This is a genomic window from Kribbella sp. NPDC023855 (assembly GCF_040639475.1).
Taxonomy (GTDB): domain Bacteria; phylum Actinomycetota; class Actinomycetes; order Propionibacteriales; family Kribbellaceae; genus Kribbella.
In genome coordinates this window covers 43,914-68,673 of sequence record NZ_JBFAAA010000008.1, presented here as the reverse complement: position 1 = coordinate 68,673, position 24,760 = coordinate 43,914, and the positions used below count along the sequence as shown (strand labels likewise).

24 protein-coding genes are annotated in these 24,760 nt (G+C 68.0%); 13 read left to right on the top strand and 11 right to left on the bottom strand.

Features of this window, described 5'->3' with window-relative positions; all coding sequences use genetic code 11:
• Positions 1-88: 88 nt before the first annotated feature.
• Together AB0F51_RS25935 and AB0F51_RS25930 are read left to right on the top strand one after the other, a co-directional pair.
• Positions 89-904, top strand: a complete 816-nt coding sequence (locus AB0F51_RS25935) for a DeoR/GlpR family DNA-binding transcription regulator (RefSeq protein WP_360284177.1) — start codon at positions 89-91, stop codon at positions 902-904.
• A 24-nt stretch (positions 905-928) separates the two neighbouring features.
• Entirely contained in the window at positions 929-2,161 is a 1,233-nt protein-coding gene (locus tag AB0F51_RS25930; RefSeq protein WP_360284176.1) for an MFS transporter, read from the top strand.
• 30 nt (positions 2,162-2,191) lie between these two features.
• Here AB0F51_RS25930 and galK read toward each other — a convergent pair whose 3' ends face one another.
• Both galK and galT read right to left on the bottom strand, forming a co-directional pair.
• Positions 2,192-3,322, bottom strand: a complete 1,131-nt coding sequence (galK, locus tag AB0F51_RS25925) for a galactokinase (RefSeq protein ID WP_360284175.1) — start codon at positions 3,320-3,322, stop codon at positions 2,192-2,194.
• A complete protein-coding gene (galT, locus tag AB0F51_RS25920; RefSeq protein WP_360284174.1) occupies positions 3,319-4,368 on the bottom strand; it encodes a galactose-1-phosphate uridylyltransferase in 1,050 nt (349 codons plus the stop codon). Before galT ends, galK begins: the two co-directional genes overlap by 4 nt.
• A 188-nt stretch (positions 4,369-4,556) precedes the next feature.
• On the opposite strand from galT, the gene AB0F51_RS25915 reads away from it, so the two are divergent.
• Positions 4,557-5,858 carry a hemolysin family protein gene (locus AB0F51_RS25915; RefSeq protein ID WP_360284173.1) on the top strand — a complete coding sequence of 434 codons (1,302 nt, stop codon included), beginning with the start codon at positions 4,557-4,559 and terminating at the stop codon, positions 5,856-5,858.
• Here AB0F51_RS25915 and AB0F51_RS25910 read toward each other — a convergent pair.
• From AB0F51_RS25910 to AB0F51_RS25895, 4 genes are all read right to left on the bottom strand, one after another.
• Positions 5,855-7,117 (bottom strand): MFS transporter, encoded by a 1,263-nt coding sequence (locus AB0F51_RS25910; protein ID WP_360284172.1) that lies wholly within the window; start codon positions 7,115-7,117, stop codon positions 5,855-5,857. The two genes, AB0F51_RS25915 and AB0F51_RS25910, sit on opposite strands and share 4 nt — an antisense overlap.
• Positions 7,114-7,722, bottom strand: coding sequence for a helix-turn-helix domain-containing protein (locus AB0F51_RS25905; RefSeq protein WP_360284171.1), 609 nt, complete (start codon positions 7,720-7,722; stop codon positions 7,114-7,116). The genes AB0F51_RS25910 and AB0F51_RS25905 overlap by 4 nt, the downstream gene beginning before the upstream one ends.
• Before the next feature lie 73 nt (positions 7,723-7,795).
• Entirely contained in the window at positions 7,796-9,022 is a 1,227-nt protein-coding gene (locus AB0F51_RS25900) for a serine/threonine-protein kinase (protein ID WP_360284170.1), read from the bottom strand.
• Positions 9,023-9,089: 67 nt separating this feature from the next.
• On the bottom strand, positions 9,090-9,917 hold the full coding sequence (locus tag AB0F51_RS25895; protein ID WP_360284169.1) for an alpha/beta hydrolase: 828 nt from the start codon (positions 9,915-9,917) through the stop codon (positions 9,090-9,092).
• Between the two features lie 112 nt (positions 9,918-10,029).
• Between AB0F51_RS25895 and AB0F51_RS25890 the strand changes: the two genes are divergently transcribed.
• Positions 10,030-10,407, top strand: a complete 378-nt coding sequence (locus tag AB0F51_RS25890; RefSeq protein WP_360284168.1) for a YciI family protein — start codon at positions 10,030-10,032, stop codon at positions 10,405-10,407.
• A gap of 120 nt (positions 10,408-10,527) precedes the next feature.
• Here the strand turns inward: AB0F51_RS25890 and AB0F51_RS25885 are convergent, their stop codons facing one another.
• Entirely contained in the window at positions 10,528-11,517 is a 990-nt protein-coding gene (locus AB0F51_RS25885; protein ID WP_360284167.1) for a BadF/BadG/BcrA/BcrD ATPase family protein, read from the bottom strand.
• 257 nt (positions 11,518-11,774) lie between these two features.
• On the opposite strand from AB0F51_RS25885, the gene AB0F51_RS25880 reads away from it, so the two are divergent.
• The 9 genes from AB0F51_RS25880 to AB0F51_RS25840 all read left to right on the top strand — a co-directional run bounded on the left by AB0F51_RS25880 (position 11,775) and on the right by AB0F51_RS25840 (position 21,285).
• Positions 11,775-12,575, top strand: a complete 801-nt coding sequence (locus AB0F51_RS25880) for an SIS domain-containing protein (protein ID WP_360284166.1) — start codon at positions 11,775-11,777, stop codon at positions 12,573-12,575.
• 23 nt (positions 12,576-12,598) lie between these two features.
• Positions 12,599-14,017: an N-acetylglucosamine/diacetylchitobiose ABC transporter substrate-binding protein gene (gene ngcE, locus AB0F51_RS25875; RefSeq protein ID WP_360284165.1), complete on the top strand. Its 1,419-nt coding sequence runs from the start codon at positions 12,599-12,601 to the stop codon at positions 14,015-14,017.
• 87 nt (positions 14,018-14,104) lie between these two features.
• Positions 14,105-15,016: a sugar ABC transporter permease gene (locus AB0F51_RS25870; protein ID WP_360284164.1), complete on the top strand. Its 912-nt coding sequence runs from the start codon at positions 14,105-14,107 to the stop codon at positions 15,014-15,016.
• 10 nt (positions 15,017-15,026) lie between these two features.
• Positions 15,027-15,923 (top strand): carbohydrate ABC transporter permease, encoded by an 897-nt coding sequence (locus AB0F51_RS25865; protein ID WP_360284163.1) that lies wholly within the window; start codon positions 15,027-15,029, stop codon positions 15,921-15,923.
• A gap of 82 nt (positions 15,924-16,005) precedes the next feature.
• Positions 16,006-17,355, top strand: coding sequence for an N-acetylglucosamine/diacetylchitobiose ABC transporter substrate-binding protein (gene ngcE / locus AB0F51_RS25860; RefSeq protein WP_360284162.1), 1,350 nt, complete (start codon positions 16,006-16,008; stop codon positions 17,353-17,355).
• Between the two features lie 64 nt (positions 17,356-17,419).
• A complete protein-coding gene (locus tag AB0F51_RS25855; protein ID WP_360284161.1) occupies positions 17,420-18,445 on the top strand; it encodes an iron-siderophore ABC transporter substrate-binding protein in 1,026 nt (341 codons plus the stop codon).
• A gap of 81 nt (positions 18,446-18,526) precedes the next feature.
• Positions 18,527-19,603, top strand: a complete 1,077-nt coding sequence (gene trpS / locus AB0F51_RS25850; protein ID WP_360284160.1) for a tryptophan--tRNA ligase — start codon at positions 18,527-18,529, stop codon at positions 19,601-19,603.
• 7 nt (positions 19,604-19,610) lie between these two features.
• Positions 19,611-20,123: a 2'-5' RNA ligase family protein gene (locus AB0F51_RS25845; protein ID WP_360284159.1), complete on the top strand. Its 513-nt coding sequence runs from the start codon at positions 19,611-19,613 to the stop codon at positions 20,121-20,123.
• A 28-nt stretch (positions 20,124-20,151) separates the two neighbouring features.
• Positions 20,152-21,285: a YihY/virulence factor BrkB family protein gene (locus AB0F51_RS25840; RefSeq protein WP_360284158.1), complete on the top strand. Its 1,134-nt coding sequence runs from the start codon at positions 20,152-20,154 to the stop codon at positions 21,283-21,285.
• Between the two features lie 4 nt (positions 21,286-21,289).
• Here AB0F51_RS25840 and AB0F51_RS25835 read toward each other — a convergent pair whose 3' ends face one another.
• From AB0F51_RS25835 to AB0F51_RS25820, 4 genes are all read right to left on the bottom strand, one after another.
• Positions 21,290-22,459 (bottom strand): D-alanyl-D-alanine carboxypeptidase, encoded by a 1,170-nt coding sequence (locus AB0F51_RS25835; RefSeq protein ID WP_360284157.1) that lies wholly within the window; start codon positions 22,457-22,459, stop codon positions 21,290-21,292.
• A gap of 55 nt (positions 22,460-22,514) precedes the next feature.
• Positions 22,515-23,456 carry a M43 family zinc metalloprotease gene (locus tag AB0F51_RS25830; protein ID WP_360284156.1) on the bottom strand — a complete coding sequence of 314 codons (942 nt, stop codon included), beginning with the start codon at positions 23,454-23,456 and terminating at the stop codon, positions 22,515-22,517.
• A gap of 111 nt (positions 23,457-23,567) precedes the next feature.
• Positions 23,568-24,236 (bottom strand): hypothetical protein, encoded by a 669-nt coding sequence (locus AB0F51_RS25825; protein WP_360284155.1) that lies wholly within the window; start codon positions 24,234-24,236, stop codon positions 23,568-23,570.
• 88 nt (positions 24,237-24,324) lie between these two features.
• The gene (locus tag AB0F51_RS25820; RefSeq protein WP_360284154.1) at positions 24,325-24,705 is read right to left on the bottom strand and encodes a hypothetical protein; all 381 of its coding nucleotides are present in this window, start codon (positions 24,703-24,705) and stop codon (positions 24,325-24,327) included.
• Between the last annotated feature and the right edge of the window lie 55 nt (positions 24,706-24,760).

Sequence of the window (24,760 nt, the reverse complement as noted above, 5' to 3'; positions counted from 1 at the left end):
CAACGCCATTTCGGCCGCTCGCGCGTCGCGGCACACCCGCCGCCGCAATCCCGCCGCGATCGGGCGGCCCAGACCTTAGGCTGTCGCTGTGAACGCAGCCGGACCCACCGAACCGTCCCGTGGCCGGGGCGGTCAGCTCGCCGCCCAGCGCCAGGCCACGATCGTTGCCGAGGTCAACAGCCGGGGTGCGATCACGGTGGCCGAGCTGGTCGAGCGCTTCGGCGTGTCCGACATGACGATCCGGCGCGACCTGGACGCGCTGGACTCCAGCGGGCTGCTGCACAAGGTGCACGGCGGCGCGACCTCGGTCGGGCTGCGCAGCGCGCACGAGCCGGGGTTCGACGCCAAGCTCACCCAGGAGTCGGCTGCCAAGCAGGCGATCGCGATCGAGGCGGCCCGCCGGGTCCAGCCGGACAGCGCGATCGGCATCGGCGCCGGTACGACGACGTACGCGCTCGCCCGGCAACTGCTCCGGGTGGAGAACCTCACCGTGGTGACGAACTCGGCCCGGATCGCGGACGTGTTCCACGGCAACGGCCGGTCCGACCGCACCGTCGTACTGATCGGCGGTATCCGGACCCCGTCCGACGCGCTGGTCGGGCCGATCGCGACCGCCGCCCTGCAGTCACTGCACCTCGACACGCTGTTCCTGGGCGCGCACGGGGTGGACGCGGAGCACGGCCTCAGTACGCCGAACCTGATGGAAGCCGAAACCAACCGGTCCTTCATCGCCGCCAGCCGCGAGGTCATCCTGCTCGCCGATCACACCAAGTGGGGCACGGTCGGCCTCAGCACCTTCGCCACCTGGTCGGACCTGGACCTGGTCATCACCGATCCCGGCATCACCCCGCAAGCCAAGAAGGCGCTGCAGGAGACCGGCTGTGCTCTGACCATTGCTCAATGACCGTCGCCCAGTGACGATCACCCAGTGACCACCAGCGCTACTCGGCAGCCGGCGACGCCGCTGGGCCGGCAGTTCTGGGTGGTGTGGGTCGCGGGGGCGGTTTCGTTCGTCGGGAGCGGCATCACCTTCGGAGCACTCCCGTTGCTGGCCGCATCCTTCACCCGCGACCCGCGGATCATCTCGCTCAGTGAAGCGGTCGCCGGAGCCGGCTGGTTGCTGCTCGGACTCGTCTCCGGCGTGATGGTCGACCGCTGGCGACGCACTTCCACGATGTGGATCGTGGATTCCGTGCGCGCTGTCGTGGCGGGAGCGCTCGCAGTACTGATCCTGCTGGACCTGGCGAACATCCCGATCCTGCTGGTCGCCGGATTCGCCCTCGGTCTGCTCGCGCCGTTCTTCGACAATGCCTCGTCCGTCATCATCCCGGATCTCGTCGCCGGCGAATCCCTCGAACGGGCCAACAGCTACCAGCAGATCTCCCTGCTCGTGCTGGCCAATCTGATCGGCCCGCCGGTGGGCGCGGCGCTGTTCGTACTCGACCACGGCCTGCCGATCCTGATCGACGCCATCACCTTCGCCGTCGCCGCGATCCTGATCTTCTCGATCCGGCACGCCTCCCCACCCCGCGAACGCGCTACTGACCGCCACCTCGGCCGCGAGCTCAAGGAGGGCCTGACCTACCTCTGGCGGCACAAACTCCTGCGCTCGCTCTGCCTACTCCTGCTCGTTGTCAACGCGGTGGGCGCGGGCATCGTGGCGATCCTCGTCCTCTACGTCCTCGAGGTACTACGCCTCCCGGAAGCGGGCTTCGGCTGGCTGGTCGCGATCTACGCCATCGGCGGCGTACTGGGCGCGTTACTGGCTCCGCGCTTCTCGAAGCGACTCCCGATCTTCGCCAGCCTCCTCGCGTCGATGGTCATCTCCAGCCTGGCCATCGTCACCTTCGGCATCGTCAGCACTCTGGCCGTAGTCGCCATCGCCACCACCATCCTCGGCCTGGCCGGCACCTGGTGGAACGTCATCACCATCACCCTCCGCCAACGCCTGGTCCCACCCGCCCTGCTAGGCCGAGTCACCTCCGTCTACCGCATGGTCGCCTTCTGCGCAGCCCCACTAGGCGCAGTCTCCGCCGGCCTCCTGGCCCACCAAACCAACCTGAAAACCCCGTACGTCGTCATGGGCCTCCTCCAACTAACCGCCACGCTGGCCTTCGCCCCCACCATCCGCCGCGAACTGAAGGCCCAGCAGGACGTCTGAGGAGACCGGCCGCGCCGGCCTCCGGCTAGCTCAGGAGATACGGGAGGCGCCGGGGGAGGGGGTGGCGTCCAGGGCTGTAGGTGTGGAGAAGGAGTTTTCGGCAAAGGCCTTCTCGATGGCGGTGAGGACTGTGGTGGTGGTTGCGGCGTCGACGAGGGCGATGATGCAGCCGCCGAAGCCGCCGCCGGTCATGCGGGCGCCTAGGGCTCCTGCTGCCAGGGCGGTGTCGACGGCTACGTCCAGTTCGGGGACGGTGATCTCGAAGTCGTCGCGGAGGGAGGCGTGGGAGGCGGTGAAGAGAGGGCCTACGTCGCGGAGGCGGCCGGCGCGCATGAGGGCGACTGCTTCTTCCACCCGGCGGATCTCGGTGACGACGTGGCGGACGCGGCGGCGTACGACGTCGTCGGAGAGCGGGGACAACGCGTCGTCGAGATCCTCGAAGGCGATCGAACGCAGAGCCGGTACGCCGAGTTCGGCCGCGGCCTGTTCGCAGGACTGGCGCCGGGCCGCGTACTCGCCGTCGACGTGCCGATGGGGTGCCTTCACATCGACCACCAGCAAGGCCAAACCGTCGGCCGCCGGGTCGAAGGGGATCTGGTCGGTGGTCATCGCCCGGATGTCGAAGTACAGGGCGTGTCCGGCGGTGCAGCACATCGACGCCATCTGATCCATCAGGCCGACCGGCGCACCGACGTACTGGTTCTCGGCGCGTTGCACCAGGCGCGCCACCTCGGCCGGGTCGACCTCGATGTCGCGCAATCCCAACAGGGCAACGGCTGTTGCGCACAGCAACGCGGCCGACGAGGAGAGCCCGGCTCCGGACGGCAGGTCCGATTCGACCAGCAGGTTCGCGCCGCCGATCTCGTACTGCGCCTGGCGCAGCACCCACGCCGCACCCGCCGGGTACGCCGCCCAGTCGCCGACCGAGCCAGGGCTCAGCGAGTCGAGGTCGAACGAGATGATCCCGTCCTGGCCGGCCGTGGCCACCGCGATCACGCCGTCGGTGCGGGCCGAGCCGCTGATGGTGATCTGGTTCGGCAGCGCGATCGGCAGCACCAGGCCGTCGTTGTAGTCGGTGTGCTCGCCGATCAGGTTGACCCGGCCGGGTGCGCGCCAGACCCCGTCGGGTTCGGCGCCGAAGACCTCCACGAACTTGCTCACGAACCAACCTTCCGCAGTGTCTCGGCAACGAGCTCGGGCAGCGTGTCGGAGATGAAGGCGCCCATGCCGGACTCCGACCCCGCGAGGTACTTGATCTTGTCCTTGGCCCGCCGGATCGACAACAGCTCCAGGTGCAGGTAGCCGAGCTCCCGGTCGACCCGGACCGGCGCCGGGTGCCAGGCGGCGATGTAGGGCAGGTCGTCGTCGTACTGTCCGTCGAAGCGGTTCAGTACGTCGAGGTACAGCTCGGTGAAGTCGTCCCGTTCCTGGCCGGTCAGGTCGGAGATGCCGGCGACCTGGCGATGCGGGTAGAGGTGCACCTCGACCGGCCAGCGCGCGGCCTGGGGTACGAATGCGGTCCAGGTGTCGTTCTCCGCCACGATCCGGCGGCCGTCCTCGCGCTCGGCGGCCAGGGTGTCGGCGAAGAGGTTGCTCCCGGCAACTTCCTGGTACTCCCGGGCGCGCGCCATCAGCGTCTTGATCCGCGGCGGCAGGAACGGGTACGCGTAGATCTGGCCGTGCGGGTGGCTCAGCGTCACGCCGATCTCGCGACCACGGTTCTCGAACGCGAAGACGTACTCGACGTCCGGCCGGGCGCTCAGTTCCGCGGACCGGTCGGCCCAGGCCTCGACGACCAGCCGGGCCTGACCCTGGGAGAGTTCGGTGAAGGACTTGGTGTGGTCGCTGGTGAAGCAGACCACCTCGCAGCGTCCGGGTCCGGAGAAGGACGGGAACCGGTTCTCGAAGACGGCGACGTTGTAGTCGTGGTCCGGGATCTCGGTCGGCTTGCCCGGCTTGCTGGCGTCCAGGGGGCACTGGTCGGCCGGCGGCAGGTAGGTGCGGGTGTTGCGGTGGGTGGCGTAGGTGATCACGTCACCGGTCAGCGGGTCGGTCCGGAACTCGGCCTGCGGCTTGGGTGCGGGCAGGCCGCGGGTGTCTTCCAGCGGCACCCGGACCGGCGCGTCGGCCGGGTCGTAGTAGATCAGTTGCCGGCCGTCGGACAGGGTGGTGTCCGTCCGGCGGGCACCGCGAGGGGTGGCGTTCATCGTCCGACCTTCCGGGATAGCGCCGGGAATCGGCGCTCGTGAAACAGACCTAGCCAACAACCATCGTAAACCAACATATTCAAACATGCATCGGTGCACCACCCACCGGTAGGCTGGATCGATGGACGTCGCCCTACCATCGCGCCCTCCCCTGACCACACGGAGAGGGCGCTAGGAACTCCCCTGCCATGAACGAGACCCTGCTCAACATCGTCCTGATCTTCGTCTTCGTCCTGATCGGTGGCGTCTTCGCCGCGGCCGAGATGGCGCTGGTCTCCCTGCGGGACAGCCAGCTCAAGTCGATCTCCCAGCGCGGCAAGCGCGGCGAAACCGTCGCCCGGGTGGCCGCGAACCCGAACCGCTTCCTGTCCGCCGTGCAGATCGGCGTGACCCTGATGGGCTTCCTGTCCGCAGCCTTCGGTGGCGCGACACTCGCCGACGGGCTGGCGCCGCACCTGGAGGACCTCGGCCTGCCGGAGTCGGTCGCCAGCACGGCGGCCCTGGTGCTGATCACCATCGCCATCTCCTACGTCTCGATCGTGCTCGGCGAGCTCGCGGCCAAGCGGCTCGCCCTGCAGCGGGCCGAGCTGTTCGCGCTCGGCCTGGCCCCGCTGGTCGACCGGATCGCGTCGGTGGCCCGGCCGGTGATCTGGCTGCTGTCCAGGTCGACCGACCTGGTCGTCCGCGCGCTCGGTGGCGACCCGAACGCGAACCGTGAGGTGATGTCGGACGAGGAGCTGCGCGAGATCGTCTCCGCGCACGAGTCGCTCGGTGAGGAGGAACGCCGGATCGTCGACGACGTGTTCGAGGCCGGCGGCCGCCAGCTCCGCGAACTGATGCTGCCCCGCACCGAGGTGGACTTCGTCGACGCGGAGATGCCGGCGTACAAGGCGGTGAAGTTCGCCGCGGAGCGGCCGCACTCGCGCTACCCGGTGATGAACGGTTCGGCCGACGACATCGTCGGGTTCGTGCACGTCCGCGACCTCTTCGACCCGGCGGTCGCGACCCGGTCGGTCCGGGTCGGCGATCTCGCCCGCGACGTCCTGATGCTGCCGGACACGGCCAAGCTGCTGCCGACGCTGACCGAGATGCGCCGGCGGAGCACGCACCTGGCGATCGTGCTGGACGAGTACGGCGGTACGGCGGGCATCGTCACGCTCGAGGACCTGGTCGAGGAGCTGATCGGCGACATCAAGGACGAGTACGACGAGGAGTCGGCCGAGACCACCCGGTTGCGCAGTGGCGACATCGAGGTGGACGGCCTGCTCAACCTGGACGACTTCGCCGACGAGACCGGGGTCGAGTTGCCGGACGGCCCGTACGAGACAGTGGCCGGTTTCCTCGCCGCCCAGCTCGGCAGGGTCCCATCGGTCGGTGACGAAGGCGCGGTCGACGGCTACCAGATCACCGTCACCGAGATGGACGGCCGCCGCGTCTCCCGGGTCCGCGTCCACCTCGTCACCGCGGGCGAGCCGGCGCCGGCCGACTAGACCGCGACCTCGGACCGACTCGTGTCAGGGGTCAGGATGTCGAGGCGGCGAAGGACGACCAGGCCGCCGACGAAGAAGCCGAGCCCCTGGACCACCAGCACCGGGATGATTCCGACGACGTCGCCGAGCAGTCCCGCGGCGGCGATGCCGACCAGCAGGGCGGCCCCTTCGGCCGCGAACAGCGCGCCGAAGACCCGGCCGCGGGACGCGTCGTCGGTGAGCCGCTGGATCACGGTCATCAGCCCGGCGGTCAGGAACGCCCCGGGGATGCCGACCGCGATCATGCAGACGAAGGCCGGCGCCAAACCGTCCCAGAACAAGGGATACAGGAACATCACCAGGTCGATCAGCCCGAACGCGACCGCCCCGAACCCCCACAGTTTCGCCGCCGAGAACCGCGACCCGGCCGCCGCCGCGATCAGCCCGCCCGCGATCCCGCCGACCGCCTGCGACGAGGTGATCAGCCCGTACGCCGTACCGTCGCCGCCCAGTTCCGCGGACACGAACGGCGCGAACAAGGTGCTCATCGCACCTTCACCGACACCGGTCACCAACCCGAACACGAACACCAGCCGCATCGCCGGGCCACCCACGCAGATCCGGATCCCCTCGACCCACTCGTCCCGCAACCCCTGTACTGCGGCCCGCACACCGCGCACGCGTTCCACGATCACCCGCCCCGGCCGATGCCGTACGGCGAGCAGGAGCCCCATCGCCACGAGGTAAGTGGCAGCATCCGCCAACGCCAGCAGGGGAAGTCCACCCGCTGCCGCCAGCACTCCGCCAAGAGCGGCGCCGACCAGACGGGCGATGTCGTTGGTCTGGCTGTTCAGCGAGTTGGCGGTGACGAGTTGCCGCGGCTCGACCAGCAGCGGGACCAGCGACTGCTCGGCCGGCCGGAAAAATTGCTGAAGGCAACCTTGTACCAAGATGACCAGGTAGATCACCCAGAGCTGGTTCTCGTCGCGGACCAGCAACAGGGGCAGCAATCCCAAGGCGTGCAGGGCGTTCGTGATGATCATCGTCCGTCGCCGGTCCCAGCGGTCGACGAACACCCCGGCCAGCGAACCGAGCAGCACCAGCGGAAGGAACGACGCGAGCAGCAGCCCGCCGGACGCCAGGGTCGATCCGGTCATCAGATAGACCTGGAACGCCAGCCCGGTTCGCAGGATCCAGTCGCCGGTCAGCGACACCAGACCGGCGCTCAGCACCAGCCGGTAGTCGCGTTGCCGAGCGAGCACCTCCCACAGAGTCCTCATGGTTGAGCCTCCTCGGCGGGTGACACGGTGACGATGCGGGTGATGTCGACCAGCCGGCTTCCCGGCGGCCGGGTGGACTTGTCGTCGATCGGCCGCTCGTCGACGTACCGCATGAGCAGGGCGTCGATCTGTGCCTCGAGCTCGGCCAGCTCCTCGCCGGTCAGGTATATGCCGGTACGCGCGATGCCCGAGTTCTCCCGCCAGACGCGGTCCTCGCTGCTCCGTCGCTGCTGCCAGTCGGCAAGGTTGCCCAGCGCCCGCTCGGCCAACAGCTGCTCCAGTACGTCGGCTGCCGCGGCTGCTTCCGGATTCAGCTCGAGATCGCGCCACGACTGCGAGGTGGAGACCAGTCGCCAGGGCCGTTCCCGGTTGTCCTTGCCGGCCACGGCCTCCACGAAGTCGTACTTCGCCAGCTGCCGCAGGTGATGTGAGGCCAACGCCTGGCTGATCCCCAACCGCCGCGCCGCCTCTGCCGCAGTCAGCGGGCCTTCCTTGCCCAGCAGCGTCTGCAGCTCCAGCCGCACCGGATGCGCCATCGCCCGGATCGCCAACGGATCATCCAGCAACCGCCGCCGCCGCGCATCGTCCGAAGATTCCAAAGACATGCTTGGAATATGACCCGGCCAGAATCAGATGTCAAGCCTTTGCTTGGAATACTGGTGGTCTGAAGCGGAGCGGTCAGTCCTTGCGGCCGGACTTCTCCTGCTTGCCCTTGCCTTTGCCGTCCTTCTCCTGCTCCTGGGCCTTCTGTTCCTTCTGCTCCTTGGCCTTCTCCCCGGCCTTCTCATCGGGCTTGGCCAGGGCGCCGGCGTCCGCGGACTTGGCGCGGGTCGGGGTCGAGGTCGGCTTGGAGGTTTGGGGAGTCGTGCTGGCCTTCCGCGCCGGAGCCGGCGGCGGTGCCGAAGTGTTGGGGACCGATACCACCGGGGGTTTGAACTCAGTCGTGGCAGGCAGCTTGTCCGACCGCGCGTCGAGCACGACGCTCACGGTGGCGACCAGCGCAATCAGGAGGACAGCCGCCGCGGCGACGAGCCGGTTGCGCGAGGGGCGGTGACGGACCGGCAGGACCGGCAGGACCGGCAGGACCGGCAAGGGTTGGGTCCGGGCGATGGCCGGTGGGGTGGCGCCGGCCGTGACTTCCGCGGCCGTCGGGCGGTCGGCGGGATCCTTGGCCAGCATCCAGAACAGCAACGCCTCGAACTCTCCGGCGAGCTGAGGCCGCAGCTCGCTCGGTGGAGTCGGCATGGTCTCGACGTGCTGGTACATGATCGAGGCCGGATCGTCGGCCATGAACGGCGGATGGCCGGTCACCAACTGGTAGAGCACGCAGCCGAGGGCATACACGTCCGACGCCGCCCCGGCCGGTTCGCCGCGAGCGCGCTCGGGGGCGAGGTAGTGACTGGTTCCGACGATCTGCCCGGTCGCGGTCAGTGTCGTCGTCGTGTCGCCGAGGATCCGCACGATGCCGAAGTCGGCGATCTTCACCCGGTCGTCGGCGGTGAGCAGCAGGTTGCCCGGCTTGATGTCGCGATGGACCAGCCCGTGCCGATGCGCATCCGCCAGACCGGCCGCCACCTGCCGCACGATGCTGAGGGCACGCTCGGGCTCCATCGGCCCGTTGCTCCTCAGCTCCTCGCTGAGCGTCCGGCCCTCGACCAGCTCCATCGCGAGATAGAAGCCATCACCATGCTGGCCGAAGTCGTAGGTCGCCACGACCTGCGGATCGCAGAGCATGGCAGCCGCTCGAGCCTCCCGCTGGAACCGCTGGGTGGCCGCAAGACCCTCCCGGGTCGGCAGCAGCAGTTTGATCGCGACCTCACGACCCAGTACTTCGTCCGTGGCGCGATAGACCTCCCCCATTCCGCCGCGACCCAGGGGATCGCCCAGCCGATAACGCCCGGCCACCAGTTCGGTGGTATCTCCAGCTGGCCTCATCGCATGCGCGTACCCAGAAACCGGCACCCGCATGCGGTCAGAGTTTGCCGCGAAGCCACTCCAGTCCGTCGGCGGCGTGAGCCAGTACCGAGATGTGGCTGTCCTTGGCAAAGAGCCTCAGCTCGGCGGTCGGGCAGTGGTCCGCCAGCCAGAATCCGTGGGTGCTCGGAATGATCCGGTCCTGCTCGCCGTGCAGCAGCAGGACCGGCGCCGTGATGGTGCCCGGATCGCAGCCCCAGGGGGTCACGTAGGAGATGTCGTCGTCGATCAGCCCGTACGGCCCCGCTTCCAGCCCGCGCGACGCGACCGACCCGAGCCACGACCACGGGCCGTCGAACATCGCCAGGTCAGCCCGCGTGAACTCCGGGTCGTACTCGATCCCCGAGGCCTCGTGCGCCTCCTTGACCGCGCGACCGCCGAGCGCCGCCCGCAAGGACGTCACCCCCGACGGGAGCATCCCGCCGAACCAGTCCAGCCCGTCCACGTCGTACGGCGCGATCGCGGCCAGTGTGAGGACGGCCTGCACCCGATCGCCGAGGGTGGCGGCTCCGCCGAGCGCGTAGCACCCGCCGCCGGAGTACCCGACTGCTGTGAACCGGTCGATCCCGAGGGAGTTGGCGACCTGCGCGAGGTCGTGGGCCGTCGATGCCATCGTGCGACCGGGCGCCGGCGTCGATCCGCCGTACCCGGGCCGGTCGAACGAGAACCAGCGCAGCCCCAGCCGTTCCGAGGTCTCGAGCAGCGGCTCGGGTGGTGCGCCGAGATTGGGGGTGCCGTGCGACCACCAGACAGGAAGGTCGCCGCGGCCGGTGTCGTAGACGTGCAGCGTGCGTCCGTCGGCCAGCAGCAACTCGGTCTCGTTCATGACGATCACTGTAGGAAGGTCGGCGCCCACTCCGGAAAACGGCGAAATGTCGAGCGGACCGGCGGCCCTCCGACCTCTGCTGCGAAGATCCCTTCGACGGAGAGGAACGACCATGAAGTACCTGCTCTTGATCCACAGCAACCCGGTGACCTGGGGACATCCGTCCTTCCTGCACACCGAGGAGGGCAGGAAACTGCCCAAGTCGGCCCGGGAGATGCTGGCGGCGCAGCTGGACAAGTTGCTCACGGAGCTGGCCGAGCGCGGCGAGCTGGTGGCGGCCGAACCGCTGGCCGCGCCGCACCAGACCAAGGTGGTCCGCGTCCGCGACGGCGTCCGGGCCACCACCGACGGCCCGTACTCCGAAGCGAAGGAGCAGCTGGCCGGCGTCTTCATCGTCGACGTCGACAGCCCCGAGCGAGCCGAGGAGATCGCCGCCCGGATCCCCGAAGCCCAGTACTACGCCGTAGAACTCCGCCCGGTCGCGACCTAGCAGACCGCCCCCACTCACAAACCGGGCGCTTTCCCGGGGGAGCAGGCCGGCCCACAGCTGGCCGAGTGCCGATCAGTGAAGCTTTGTGAGTGGGGGCGGTCCGGTCACGTTCGGTGATGGTCAGCTGACCAGGCGGGCGTGGTTGGAGCGGGTGGCGAGCGCCGGGTCGAGGACGCCCAGTGCCAGCCAGGTCGCTCCGCCCACGCCGTCCCGGGCGGTCAGGACCTCGCCGTCGAAGTGCTCGTGAATGCTTTGCCGCAGCAGTTTGCCGACCGGCGAGGATTCACCCGCAACACTGCCGGCGAGCACCATCGGGCCGTTGTCCGACGTTGTCCTGAGCCGGCTGACCGTCTCTGTGAGCAGTTCGGCTGCGCGTTTCACCAAGGCATGGGCGGTCTTGTCATTCTGGTCGTACGCCGCCACGACCACCCGGGCCAACTCGGCCAGCAGGACCGGCGGACGCGCGTTCACGGTCCGGATCAGGTCGTCACGGAGCCGGTCATAGCCTTCACGCTGCGCGACAGCCCCCGGATCACGGTCCGGTAGTACTGCCTGTACTACGGCCTCGCCGAGGAGCCCGATCGGCTCGCCGAGATCGAGAGCGCGCAGCAGGCTGCGCATTGCCTCCCGGCCGAGCCAGAAGCCGGAGCCGTCGTCCCCGAGCAGCCAGCCGTGCCCGTCGGCGGTCCGGGTCAGCCGGTGGTCGCGGACCAGCCCCGCGGCCGATCCGGTGCCCGCGATCAGCACGGTGCCGTCGGCTTCCGGCGTACCGGAGGCGAAGGCGACCTCGAGATCGCCGATGTAGTCGGCCTCGCAGACCAGGCCGGCGCCGCTCCAGGCCGCGTCGAACTGGGCCCGGACGCCCGGGTTGGACAGCGCCGATCCGCCCGCCGCGCCGATCACCGCGGTTCTCACCAGCGCGGGATCGAGACCTTGCAGCGCCTGGTGAATAGCCTGTCCGAAGTTGGCCGCGGCGCTGGCCGGGTGGCTGGTCGGATTTCCGCCCGCCGCGGCGCCGCGACCGATTACGTTGCCCTCATGGTCCGCGATCACGATCCGGGTGGAGGTGCCGCCGAGGTCGCCGCCCAGGACCAGTGTGGATGCTGGCATCAAGACCACTGATTCCTTTGGTTGCGCGAGTGGGCGTTCGACCGACATAAGCAATGCTCCAAACTGCTCGAAAGGGTCTAGTCGTGAACAATAATGGACAAGGTCACGCAACGGTCCCGATCTGGGAAGAAGAGTGAGATGAGCCTTGACTTTAGCTGTCAGGTGAGAAAAGTTCTGTCCAGCAAACCGCAAACTTGCGCACTTGTCGGCACCAGGAGTGTCGCGGCGATCAATTTAGTCGAGGGGTGGGGCCGCTGATGGCCAGCACGGCAGACGGCAGCGACCAGGCCGGCAACGGCGACGGAGCCGCTGTGAGCGCGCAGGCCTATGTTCATGCGCTCACTCCGATCATGGCCGCGGTGACCGCGCAGATCGACGGGCCGATCCAGCAGGCCGCCGACCTGGTCGCCACCTCGTTGCGCGCCAACGGCGTCATCCAGGCCTTCGGCTCCGGGCACTCCGAGGCGCTGGCGATGGAGATCGCCGGCCGCGCGGGTGGCCTGATCGCCACCAACCGGATCGCCCTGCGCGACCTCGTCCTGCTCGGCGGTGAACCGGTCGAGCTGCTGCGTGGTGGCGAGCTCGAGCGCGATCCGTCGTACTCCCGCAAGCTCTACGAACTGTCCGCGGCCCGACCGGGCGACCTGTTCGTGATCGCTTCCAACTCCGGCGTGAACGGCTCGATCGTCGAGCTCGCCTCGGTGGTGAAGGAGAAGGGTCACCCCCTGATCGCGATCACCTCGCTGCAGCACACCAGCGGGGTGGACTCGCGGCACCCGTCCGGCAAGAAGTTGATCGACTTCGCCGACGTGGTGCTCGACAACCATGCTCCGTACGGCGACTCCGTGCTCGATCTGCCTACTGGTGGCAAGGTCTGCGCCGTGTCGTCCATCACTGCCGCGCTGATCGCGCAGATGCTGGTCGCGGAGGTTCTGCGCCGGCTGACCGAGGCCGGCGACAAGCCACCGGTCTACCTGTCCGCGAACATCCCGGGCGGCGACGACCACAACCACGCCCTTGAAGCACAGTACGCCGGCCGGATCCGGCGTACTGCTTGAAACACTCTCGGAAGGCGGGACCCATGAGCACTCCCAACAACCTGTCGCGGCGGCTGTTCCTGCAGCGCGCGGCGGTCGGCACCCTGATGGCCTCCGGCGGCGCGACGCTGCTCTCGGCCTGCGCGAGCGGTGGTGGCGACGACGACGCCGGTGGCGGTGGCGCCGAGAAGACGGCGGACAACCCGTTCGGCGTGAAGAAGGCCGATCCGCTGGACGTGGTGATCTTCAAGGGCGGTTACGGCGACGACTACGCCAAGGCCCACGAGGAGCTGTACAAGAAGAAGTTCGCCGAGTCGACGATCAAGCACGCCGGTATCACCGACATCACCCCGCAGCTGCAGCCGCGCTTCAACGGCGGCAACCCGCCGGACGTGATCGACAACTCCGGTGCCTCGGCGCTGCCGACCTCGACGCTGGCCACCACCGGTCAGCTCACCGACCTGACCCAGCTGTTCGACGCCGCCTCGATCGACGACGCGAACAAGAAGGTCCGCGACTCGGTCGAGCCGATCACGCTCGAGGCCGCCCAGCTGAGCGGCAAGCCGTTGCTGCTCAACTACGTGCTGACCGTCTACGCGATCTGGTACAACAAGCCGCTGTTCGCCAAGAACGGCTGGGAGCCCGCCAAGACCTGGCAGGAGTTCCTCGACCTGTGCGAGAAGATCAAGAAGACCGGCATCGCGCCGATGGCCCACCAGGGCAAGCACCCGTACTACATCGGCCAGGTGATGATGGACATGGCCGTCAAGCACGGTGGCCACGACGTCATCAAGGCGATCGACGAGCTCGAGCCGAACGCGTGGAAGCACCCGTCGGTGAAGGCCGCCGCCGAGGCGATCCTGGAGATCAAGCGCAAGGGCTACTTCATGCAGGGCACGGAGGGCCTGGACCACATCCAGTCCCAGACCGCCTGGAACCAGGGCAAGGCCGCGTTCATCCCGTCCGGCTCCTGGCTGGAGAACGAGCAGAAGCCGGTTGCTCCGAAGGACTTCGAGACCACCGCGGCCTTCACCCCGCTGCTGGACGGCTCGAAGCTGCCGGTCGACTGCACCCAGATCGCCGCCGGCGAGCCCTTCATCGTCCCGGCGAAGGCGAAGAACCAGGCCGGCGGCCTGGAGTACCTGCGGATCATGCTGTCGAAGGAGGCGGCCGGCAAGTTCACCGAGCTGACCGGTTCCCCGACCGTGGTCAAGGGCGCCGGTGAGGGCCTCAAGCTCAGCCCGGGTGCCTCGTCCGCGAGCGCGCTGCTGAAGTCCGGCGGCGAGAACAACTGGACGACGTACTTCGCCGCCTGGTACTCGACGATGGACAAGCCGATCCGTAGCGTGTGGGGAGAGCTTGCTGCCGCCCGCATCACGGCCGACGAGTTCTGCAACCGTGCCCAGAAGATCGCCGACGACACGGCCAAGGACCCGAAGACCGTCAAGCAGTCTCGTAGCTGAGTCCGTTGCCCATGTGAGCTGTGCGGGGGCGGATGCGATTTACGGCTGAGTTGATCCTCCGCCCCCTGCGCTGTTGTAAGGAGAGAGATGCGGCACGGCAGCTATCGGTTCGTCGCGAGTTTCCTCGTGATTCCCCTGGCGTTGTATGCGATCTTCGTGATCTCGCCGTTCGTCCAGGCGTTCTACTACTCGCTGACCGACTGGACCGGCATTTCGCCGAAGTTCGAGTTCGTCGGGCTGGAGAACTTCCAGACGCTGGCCCGCGACACCGTGTTCCGGCAGGCGCTCGGACACAACGTCATCCTGCTGATCGGTGTACCACTGATCACCATCTTCCTCGCGCTGGTCTTCGCCTACCTGCTGAACGTCGGCGGCCGGTCGAACAGCGCCGGGGTCCAGGGTGTCCGGGGCAACGGTTTCTACAAGCTGGCGTTCTTCATGCCCCAGGTCCTGTCGGTCCCGGTGATCGCGGTGATCTGGTCGGTGGTGATGACGTCGACCGACAACGGTCTGGCCAACACCGTGACCAAGAAGCTCGGGATCGGCACCTCGCAGTACCTGGCCAGTCCGGACATCGCCTTGTACTGCGTGATGTGGGTGATGATCTGGGGCAGCGTCGGCTTCTACCTGGTGCTGTTCAACGCGGCCATGTCGGGGATCCCGAAGGACATCTTCGAGGCCGCGATCATCGACGGCGCGGGCCGGTTCGCGACGTTCTACCGGATCACGCTACCGCTGCTGTGGGACACCATCCAGACGGCCTGGGTGTACCTGGCCATCCTGGCGCTGGACGCCTACGCACTGGTCGCGGTGATGACCGCCGGACCAGGTGGACCGGACAACGCCACCCAGGTGATGGGGCTGCAGATCGCGGACAACGGCTTCCAGTACGGCCGGGCCGGCTACGCCTCCGCGATGGGCGTCGTGCTGTTCTTCCTGACCCTGCTCATCGCCACAGTGATGCTCCGGGCCACCCGGCGCGACCGGATCGAATACTGAGGGGCCTGAGATGACACTACAGATCGACGTCGAGGGCACCCGCTCAGAACCTGCGCCGAAGCTCCAGCCGGTGGGCGCCAAGGACCGGGCCTTCAGCCCGGTGAACGTCTTCTCCCACACGGTGCTGATCGCCTGGAGCATCCTGGTGGTCGTGCCTTTCGTCTGGGCCCTGATCGCCTCGCTGAAGAGCACCGGTGAGATCTTCGGCGACAACCCGTGGGCGCTGCCGAAGGAACTGCTGTTCGACAACTTCGCCAAGGCCTGGGACAAGGGCGTCGGCGACTACCTGATGAACAGTCTCGTGGTGGTGACCGGCGGTGTCTTCGGCACCATGCTGTTCGGCTCGATGGTGGCGTACGTGCTGGCCCGCTACGAGTTCCCCGGCAACCGGTTCATCTACTACCTGTTCGCCGCCGGGATGATGTTCCCGACCTTCCTGGCGATCGTGCCGCTGTTCTTCGTGGTCAAGGGCTTCGGGATGGTGTCGACGTACCAGGGCCTGATCCTGGTCTACATCGCCTACTCGCTGCCGTTCACGGTGTTCTTCATGCACGCGTTCTTCCGCACCCTGCCGACCTCGATCGCCGAGGCCGCGCTGGTGGACGGCGCGTCGCACACGACCACGTTCTTCCGGGTGATGCTGCCGATGGCCAAGCCCGGCCTGATCAGCGTCGGCATCTTCAACGTGCTCGGGCAGTTCAACCAGTTCGTCCTCCCGGCCTTCCTGTCGCCGGAGAAGCCGGTTCTCTCCCAGGGCATCGCCACCCTGCTGGGCAGCCAGCGCTACGAGAACGACTGGGGCACGCTGTTCGCGGCCCTGACCATCGCCATGGTCCCGGTCGTGGTCGTCTACCTGATCTTCTACCGCCAGGTCCAAGCGGGCCTGACCGGCGCAACGCTCAAGTAGCCCTCCCCGCCGACCGTCCCTTTCCGGGGCGGTCGGCTTTTTCTTTGCCCCGGTGCGATCGCGGACGTACTACTCTGCCGAAATGCTGAAACGTAGGACGATCCTGCAGAGCGCGCTCGCCGGTGCCGCGCTGACTGGTTGTTCTTCCGGGAGCAGCCGGCCGCCGGTCAAGCCCGACCCGGGCAACCCGTTCAAGGTCTCGGGTGAGGCGGCGCTCGAGGTGGCGGTGGGTGAGGAGTTCGGCGGGTACGGCGCACCGGCGTACCGGCGGAAGTATCCGCATGCGACCGTCACCGCCCCGGTCAGCAAGAAACTCCGGGACGTGCTGCAGCCGCGGTTCTCGGCCGGCACCCCGCCCGACGTCGTGTTCAACTCCGGCGACCGGGCGCTCCCGATCGGCCGGCTGGTCAAGGAAGGCCAGCTCGCGGATCTGAAGGCCGTGCTCAGCGCGCCGTCGTGGGACAACAAGAGCGTCGCCGCGAAGGACGTCCTGCTCCCCGGCATGCTCGAGGCCGGGCGGTACGAGGGCACGCTGCGCGCGATCAACTACATCACCACGGTCTACGGTTTCTGGTACTCCACGCAGCTGTTCCAGAAGCACAGCTGGGACGTGCCCCGCACCTGGCCCGAACTGTTGGCCTTGGGCAACGAAATGAAAAAGGCCAAGCTCGGCCCCATCACCTACGCGGGCAAGCACCCGTACTACGCGCTGGAAGCGATCCTGACCCTGGCCGCGAAGACCGGCGGGCACGACGTGCTCAAGCGGATCGACAACCTGGACGACGGCGCCTGGCTCGACAAGTCGGTCACCGAGGCGATCGCCGCCTTCGGGGAGCTGGTCAAGCGCGGGCTGATCGCGAAGGGCAGTTCGCAGCTGGATCATCTCGGCTCGCAGAGCCGGCTGCTGACCTTCAAGGCCGGGCTGCTGCCGTGCGGCAACTGGCTGGAGAACGAGATGAAGGCGGTCATCCCGGCCGGTTTCGGGCTGACCATGTTCGGCTTGCCGCCGCTGGACGCGTCGCCGGCACTGCCGCGTGGCCTGCATGTGGCGCCCTCCGCGCCACTGCTGGTGCCGGAGAAGGCCGCGAACAAGCCGGGCGGCTTCGAGTACGTCCGAGCCATGCTGTCCAAGGACGTGGCGGCTCAGGTGACCGCCGAGAGCAACCAACTGACCGTAGTACGGGGAGCGGCTGATGGACTTGAGCTCAGTACTGCGCTCCGGTCGGCGCGGGACCTCCTGACGGCTGCCGGGGACCAGGCGATCACCTGGTACTTCGCGGACTGGTACCCCGAGCTCGGCAAGGTGGCCGCGGAGGCGACCGGGGCCTTCCTGTCCGGGCGGCTCGAGCGGAACGACTGGTCCGCGCAGATCCAGGCGGCGGCCGGCAAGCTCAAGCAGGACGACTCGATCCCGAAGTACCGGCGGACCTGAGCTCCCGCGAACCCCGGTCTAGGTTAGGTGAGGACAACCTAATAAAGGACTGTGAGGTTCCGCCATGCGCTCCATCCTCCGGCCGCTCGCGCTGCTGGTCGCTCTGCCCTTGCTCGCGCTCACCGCCTGCGGTGGAAGTGCCGAGAAGGACTCGGCCGCTCAGCCGCAGACCAGCGCCGAAGCCGGTGCCTTCCCGGTCTCGATCAAGAACAAGTTCGGCACCGCCGAGATCAAGTCCGCGCCGCAGCGGATCGTCGTGGTCGGCCTGGTCGAGCAGGACGCGCTGCTGGCCCTCGGCGTGACGCCGGTCGCCACCACCGAGTGGTTCGGTGACAAGCCGGGAGCACTGTTCCCGTGGGCCAAGGCGAAGCTCGGCGACGGCGCGCTGCCGCAGGTGCTCAAGGACAAGGACGGCATCCAGTTCGAGAAGATCGCCGCGCTGCGCCCCGACCTGATCATCGGCCTGTACGCCGGAATCACCGCCGAGGACTACCAGAAGCTGAGCGCGCTGGCCCCGACGGTCGCGCAGCTGCCCGGTCCGCCGGACTACAGCGTGTCCTGGCAGGACGTGACCAGGACGGTCGGCCAGGCGGTGGGCAAGTCCAAGGAGGCCGAGGAGTTGGTGAAGGGGATCGAGGGCCGGTTCGAGAAGGTCCGCGCCGAGCACCCCGAGTTCAAGGGCAAGACCGCGCTGATGGCCTCGCCGTACGAGGGCTACTTCATCTACGGCCGGCAGGACCCGCGGTCGCGGGTGCTGACCGACCTCGGCTTCACCCTGCCGGCCGAGCTGGACAAGGCGATCGGGGGCAAGTTCGGCGCCAACATCAGCACCGAGAAGGCGGCCCTGCTGGACCAGCAGGCGATCGTCTGGTTCCCGTCGAAGGGCGGCACCGCGAAACTCAAGGAAGACAAGGGCTACAAGGCTCTGAACGTCCGCAAGCAGGGCCGGGACATCTTCATCGAGGAGGACTACAACAACGACCTGTACGGCGCCACCAGCTTCGTCTCCGTCCTCAGCCTCCCCATCGTCATCAACCAACTGGTCCCACAACTCGCCAAGGCCATCGACGGCGACCCCGCGACCACCTAGAAGGCCATAATTTCGACCTTATGGCCAAGTGGAGGGCTCCCGGGTGTGGGTGAGAGCCTGGGCGCTGGCAGAATCGGGCTCATGTCAGCAGCCGTCTCCGACGATGCCCCTGTGCCGGCCACCGGATCCGAGCGGCGTCCACGCGTCCTCTCCGGGATCCAGCCGACCGCGGACTCCTTCCACTTCGGCAACTATCTGGGCGCGGTTCGCCAGTGGGTGGCGCTGCAGGACGACCACGACGCGTTCTACTGCGTGGTCGATCTGCACGCGATCACGGTCGAGTACGACCCGAAGGTACTGCGCGAGCGCACCCGCCGGTCGGTCGCTCAGCTGCTGGCCGCCGGGATCGACCCGGACCGGTCGACGCTGTTCGTCCAGTCGCACGTGCCCGAGCACGCCCAGCTCGGCTGGGTGCTCGGCTGCCTGACCGGCTTCGGCGAGGCCAGCCGGATGACCCAGTTCAAGGACAAGTCGGCCAAGGGCGGCGCGGACCGCGCCACCGTCGGGCTGTTCACCTATCCGATCCTGCAGGCCGCGGACATCCTGATCTACCAGGCCGACCGCGTGCCGGTCGGCGAGGACCAGCGCCAGCACCTGGAGCTGACCCGCGACCTGGCGCAGCGCTTCAACCACCGGTTCGGCAAGACCTTCCGGCTGCCCGAGCCGTACATCGTCAAGGAGACCGCGAAGATCTCCGACCTGCAGGAGCCGGGCGCGAAGATGAGCAAGTCGTCGTCCTCGCCGGGCGGCATCATCGACCTGCTGGACGACCCGAAGGTGAGCGCGAAGAAGATCCGGTCCGCCGTCACCGATTCCGGCCGGGACGTGATCTTCGACCCGGAGAACAAGGCCGGCGTGGCGAACCTGCTGACCATCTACTCCGCGCTGAGCGGCCGCAAGATCAGCGAGCTCGAGGACGAGTACGCCGGCCGCGGCTACGGCGACTTCAAGAAGGACCTGGCCGAGCAGGTGGTCGAGTTCGTCACCCCGTTCCGGGAGAAGACGATGGGCTACCTGGACGACAAGGCCCAGCTGGACGCCATCCTGGCCGCGGGAGCCGAACGCGCTCGCGCCGTGACCGAGCCGACGCTGCAGCGGGTCTACGACCGGCTCGGCTTCGTGCCCGGCCCCTCTGTGGCCTCCGAGTCGGGCCGGTAGGCCCGGGATGGCGACGATCGGTGTAGCGATCCCGATCGCGGAACCCTACGGCACCGAGCTGCAGAAGTACCGGGCCGAGTTCGGCGATCCGATGGCGTCGTCGATCCCGACCCACGTCACGCTACTGCCGCCGACCGAGGTGGCCGACGACCAGCTGGCCGCGATCGACGAACACCTGCTGGAGGTGGCGGCCCGGTTCCCGAGCTTCCGGATCCGGCTGCGCGGTACTGCGACCTTCCGGCCGATCTCGCCGGTCGTGTTCGTCCCTCTGGCCGAGGGGATCTCGTCCTGCGAGGTGCTGCAGTCCCAGGTGCGGTCCGGCCCACTGGAGGTCGAGCTGCGCTTCCCCTACCACCCGCACGTCACGGTGGCCCACGATCTGGAGAAGGACGCACTGGACCGCGCGTACGACGCCCTGGCGGAGTACGACTGCGCTTTCGACGTGGCGGAGTTCAGCCGGTACGAGCACGGCGCCGACGGCGTGTGGCGGCCGCAGCGGTCGTTCCCGCTGGCAGGGTAGGACTCCTTACCCGGGGTACAGGAGTCGCATGGGGATCAAGGATCGGGCCAAAGCGGTCTGGGAGCGGTTCAGTCAGACACAGCTGTGGCGGGCCTGGAAACGGTACGGCGATCGGCGCGGCAACCGGTTGGCGGGTGCGACGAGCTTCTTCGGCTTCCTGTCGATGTTCCCGCTGATCGTGCTGTCCGCGGCGGTGACCGGTGAGTTCCTGAGCCAGGCCGCGGTGGAGCGGCTCAAGTCGGCGATCAAGACGAACCTGCCGGGGATCGGCGACCAGATCGACCTGGACGGGTTGATCAACAACGCCGCCACCATCGGACTGATCTCCGGTGCCACACTGTTGCTGACCGGGCTGGGCTGGATCGACTCACTGCGCGCCTCGATCCGCTCGATGCACGAACTGGACGACCAGCCCGGCAACATCGTCAAGCTGAAGCTCATCGATCTCGGCGCACTGATCGGCCTGGGCGTGATCGGCCTGATCGCCACCGGCGCGTCGTCGATCCTGGTCGGGCTGTCGGACAACATCGTCGAGTGGACCGGCCTCGACGGCACGTGGCTGGCGACCTGGGGCATCACCCTGTTCAGCATCGTCGTCGGTATCGGCGCGGGTGGGGTGCTGTTCCTCTACCTGCAGACCGCGATGCCCCGCATCATCCTGCCGCGCAAGGTCGCACTGATCGCGGCCTTGGCCGGCGGCATCGTCTTCTACCTGGCCCAGCGCCTCGGCAACAGCTACGTGAAGAACGTGATGGGCAACAACGCGGCGTACGGCACCCTGGCTCTCCCGCTCGCGCTGCTGGTGTGGATCTACCTGATGACCAGAGTGATCATGCTGATCGCCGCCTGGACCAAGGAAGCCACCCTCGACCACCGCTGGCACACCGGCGAAGCAGAAGAAGCAGCCCGAGCCGCCATGCCCTTCGAAACAGACCCCGACAGCACCCCGAACGTCGCCCATTCCCGCCGCGACTCGCTACCGGGTCCACCAGGCAAGGACAGCGACCTCCTACCAGGTCCACCCGGCAAGAAGTACAAAGTGGTCCCCATCCCAGCCCGCAAGGCCGACACCGTCGCGGTTGCCGCGGGCGCCCTCCTGGGCGCCACCGCCACAGCCCTAGCAGTCCACCTAGGCCGAGCAGCCCGCACCTTCAAACGCTGAAGTACTAGTGGCGCCGAGCCTTCGCTGCCGCTTTGGCCCGTGCACGCAGGGCTTTGGGGCGGCGGAGGAAGAGGGGGAGTAGGAGGATGGGTGGGGCGGCGTAGGCCCACTCGGGGAGTTTGAAGGCTGCTGATTGCACTATTGCGGCTGCTACCAGGGCTGGGCGGTTGCGGCGGGGTGGGAGTGCTGAGGCCTTCTTGGAGGTGTTGGGGCCGGTGCCCTCGGTGGTTTTCGGGGGTGCGGCGACGGCCGGCTTCACGAGGGTGCCGACCGGCGTCAGGGCGGAGTACGAGGTGAAGCCCCAGTCGAGGAGTTTGGTGGCGTCCTCGGTGATGCCGTGGGGGGAGTTCATCAGGGTGACGACCAGGGTGTGGCCGTTGCGGCGGGCGGCTCCGATGAAGGTGTTGCGGGCCAGTGTCGTGTAGCCGGTCTTCACGCCCAGCGCGCCGTCGTACTTGAACAGCAGCTTGTTCTGGTTGGCGACCTGGTAGGTGCCGCCCTTCTTCGCCAGCGGGAAGTTCGTGAACTTCGTTGCCGCGTACTTCGCGAAGTCCGGCCGCCGCAACCCCGCCTGGGCGAACAGCGCCAGGTCATACGCGCTCGAGTACTGCCCGTCCGCGTCCAGCCCGGTCGGGTCGGTGACGTGCGTGTCCAGTGCGCCGATCTCCGCGGCCTTCTGGTTCATCCGCTGGATGGTGCCCTGTACGCCGCCCTTGTCGTGTGTGACCAGGGCGTTCACCGCGTCGTTGCCGGAGCCCAGGAACATCCCCTCGAACAGCAGGTCGACGCTGTAGGTCAACCCGGGATACACACCGACCTTGCTGCCCACGATGCGGGCGTCCTCGTTGGTGCCGATCACCTGGTCGGCCTTGTTGAGCCGCGGCAGCAGCACCAGCGCCGTGAGCGTCTTGAGCGTGCTGGCCGGCCGCAGCTTGGCATGGGGCGCCTTGGCCGCCAGGACCTCGCCTGTGTCGATGTCAGCCAGCACGTACGCCGACGCCTGCACTGCCGGCGGCTTCGCCCCAGCGGCGACAACCGTCGGCTCCGTGGTCAGCTGTGCGCCGCCGACCGGGGTGCTGACACCCTGGTCGGCGGCGGTCGCTGCAAGCGGACCCGTCACCGCGAGAGCCGTGGAGGCTGCCGCAGTGGCGCAGGCCGTCAGGAGGACACGCATCGGCGGCACTCTAGACGGCCCATGGTCCACCAGGCCATGCCGGGGCAATCACCTGTCAGGCGCGGTACGCCGTCCAGGCGTTGCTGATCCGGGTGCTTTGGCCCGGGGTGAACTGGTTGTAGCAGGAGTCGTACGAGTAGTCCATGTAGTTGTGGATCGGGTCGAGACCCGGCAGCGAGCAGGAGTTGCGGCCGGTCGGGCAACCCGAGCTGGCGCTGCCTTGCGCCGGGGTGTCGGCTACGGAGTCGTTCGTGCTCGTGCAGCCGCCCTGGAACGTGTGGTAGAGCCCGAACCAGTGGCCGGCCTCGTGGGTCGCCGTCTTGCCGAGGTTGAAGTTGGTGGCCGAACCGCCGGGCAGCGAGGTGTACTGCACGCGGATGCCGTCGATCGATGGGTTGCTCGCGTAGTCCCACGGGAAGGTCGCGATTCCGAGGTACGAGAAGTTGACCAGCCAGATGTTGAGCGCGTTCTTGCCACCCTTGCGGGTCTGCGACCGGTACGTCGTACTCTGGCCGTCCGTGTGCCAGGTGCTGTTGTTGTACCGGTAGGTGCCGGCCAGCGTGAAGGTGAAGCCGGTGTTCGCCGCGGCCGACGACTCGCCACCGGCGAAGTCCTGGTTCAGCTCGGCGATCTGCTGGCTGATCTGGGTGTTCGTGACGTCCCCGGCGCCGCTGCTGCTCCGCATCACGTGGACGTAGACCGGCACGTTGGCGGCGGCGAGTTGGCCGGCCTTCGGCGCGAGTCCACGAGCCTGCTTGGCGGCGAGCAGCCGGGCCGTCTTGGCATCGATCGCCTTCTGCTCGGCCGCGGACAACTCCCGGTGGTCGGGACCATGCCCGCCACGCGCGGACGGCCCTTCGGCCGGGGTGAAACACGGGTTCGTCAGCTGGTCCGCGGGCAGCTTGGCGTTGGCCTGGCCGCCGAGCGGGCTGAAGGCGAGCGCCGTACCGGCAAGGATCACGGCCAGGGCGCGGGGGCGGGTGAAGAGAGATCGCATGAAGCGCTCCTCGAATCATGGGCCGCGGGGCGGGCGGCCGGATCACCCGATTTTGAGCGTCATTCCGCAGAGTGCAAAGCCGTTCACTGTCCGATAGGTGCCACGGCAGTACTACGCCGAGCCCGCTGCGATCAGGACCGTGTTCGGTGCTTGGACGTGAGGGGAGGAGCCGGCGGTGATGAGGTCGGCTCGGGTCCAGGGGCGGTCGGCTTGGAGGAACGGGTTTTCGGCGGCCATCCAGGTGTGCCAGAAGGCGATGGTTGCGTCGATGTCGCCGTTGACGCCTGAGGCCAGGTCTCGGGCGAGGCCGCGGCGCTCTGCTTCGGCGAAGTCGGACTGGACCCAGATCAGGCAGTCGATCAGGTCAGTGAGTTCCCGTCGGCCCGCGCCGACCCCTTCGACGATCACCATCGAGCGGTCTGCCGGTACGACGATGCTGCCTGAACGCCGATGAGCCTCCCACGCGGGCGGACGGTACGAAACGGCTTCGCCCCGTCGAAGTGGTTCCAGCACCCCGCCGGCAAGAAGCTCGGCCCACCCGAACATCGGCGCGTTCCAAGCAACGTCGTCGACATGAACAACCGCCGACCCCGGTACTACGCCCGCCAACCGCCGCGCAAGCGTGGACTTGCCACCCCCACTACGCCCGTCAACCGCAACGATGCACGGACGTCCCGGCGGCACCTCACCGGCGTGCCCACGAACCACCCCTGCGAGTTCGGCGAGCGAAACAGCCCGCCACGAATCAACCGCCCGCTCACCGCACCCTGGTCGCATCATCACCCCCAAAGTCTGCCGGGTCTGCGGAGCTGGGAGCAGATCCAGCCGGCGAGTGCCTGTAAGCCCTGCTCGACTGAACGGCTGCGGTTTAGGAAGCCGGAAGCGGCTCGATGGTGATGCTGGAGCAGTGCGCTCGTAGTACGGCGACCGCCCGCTCGGACGCGACCAGCCCCACGTCCGGCACATATGCCAGGTCAGCCGCCGGATCGTCGCCCACCACGAGCCGACGCAGCTCCGGAGCGACCGCCGAGTCGTCGAGGCTGTTCTCGGTGAAGTACCCGCGGGCCGGCCCGGTGCTGAAGCCCGAGACGTCGGCAGCGAGGAGCGCTTGGACCAACGGCGGGGTGGCGACGAGCTCCTCCAGCCGCCCCGCGAGCGCATCCGGCATCCAGCTGAGCTCGACGCTGAGGGTCTCCCCGTCCAGCTCGCTCAGATCCCACGCCGGGTCGGGCTCGACGAAGTACCTCATCCGTGCACTCTAGGCAGTTCGGAGGCCAACGACATTGACATCGGGCGTCTGGCTT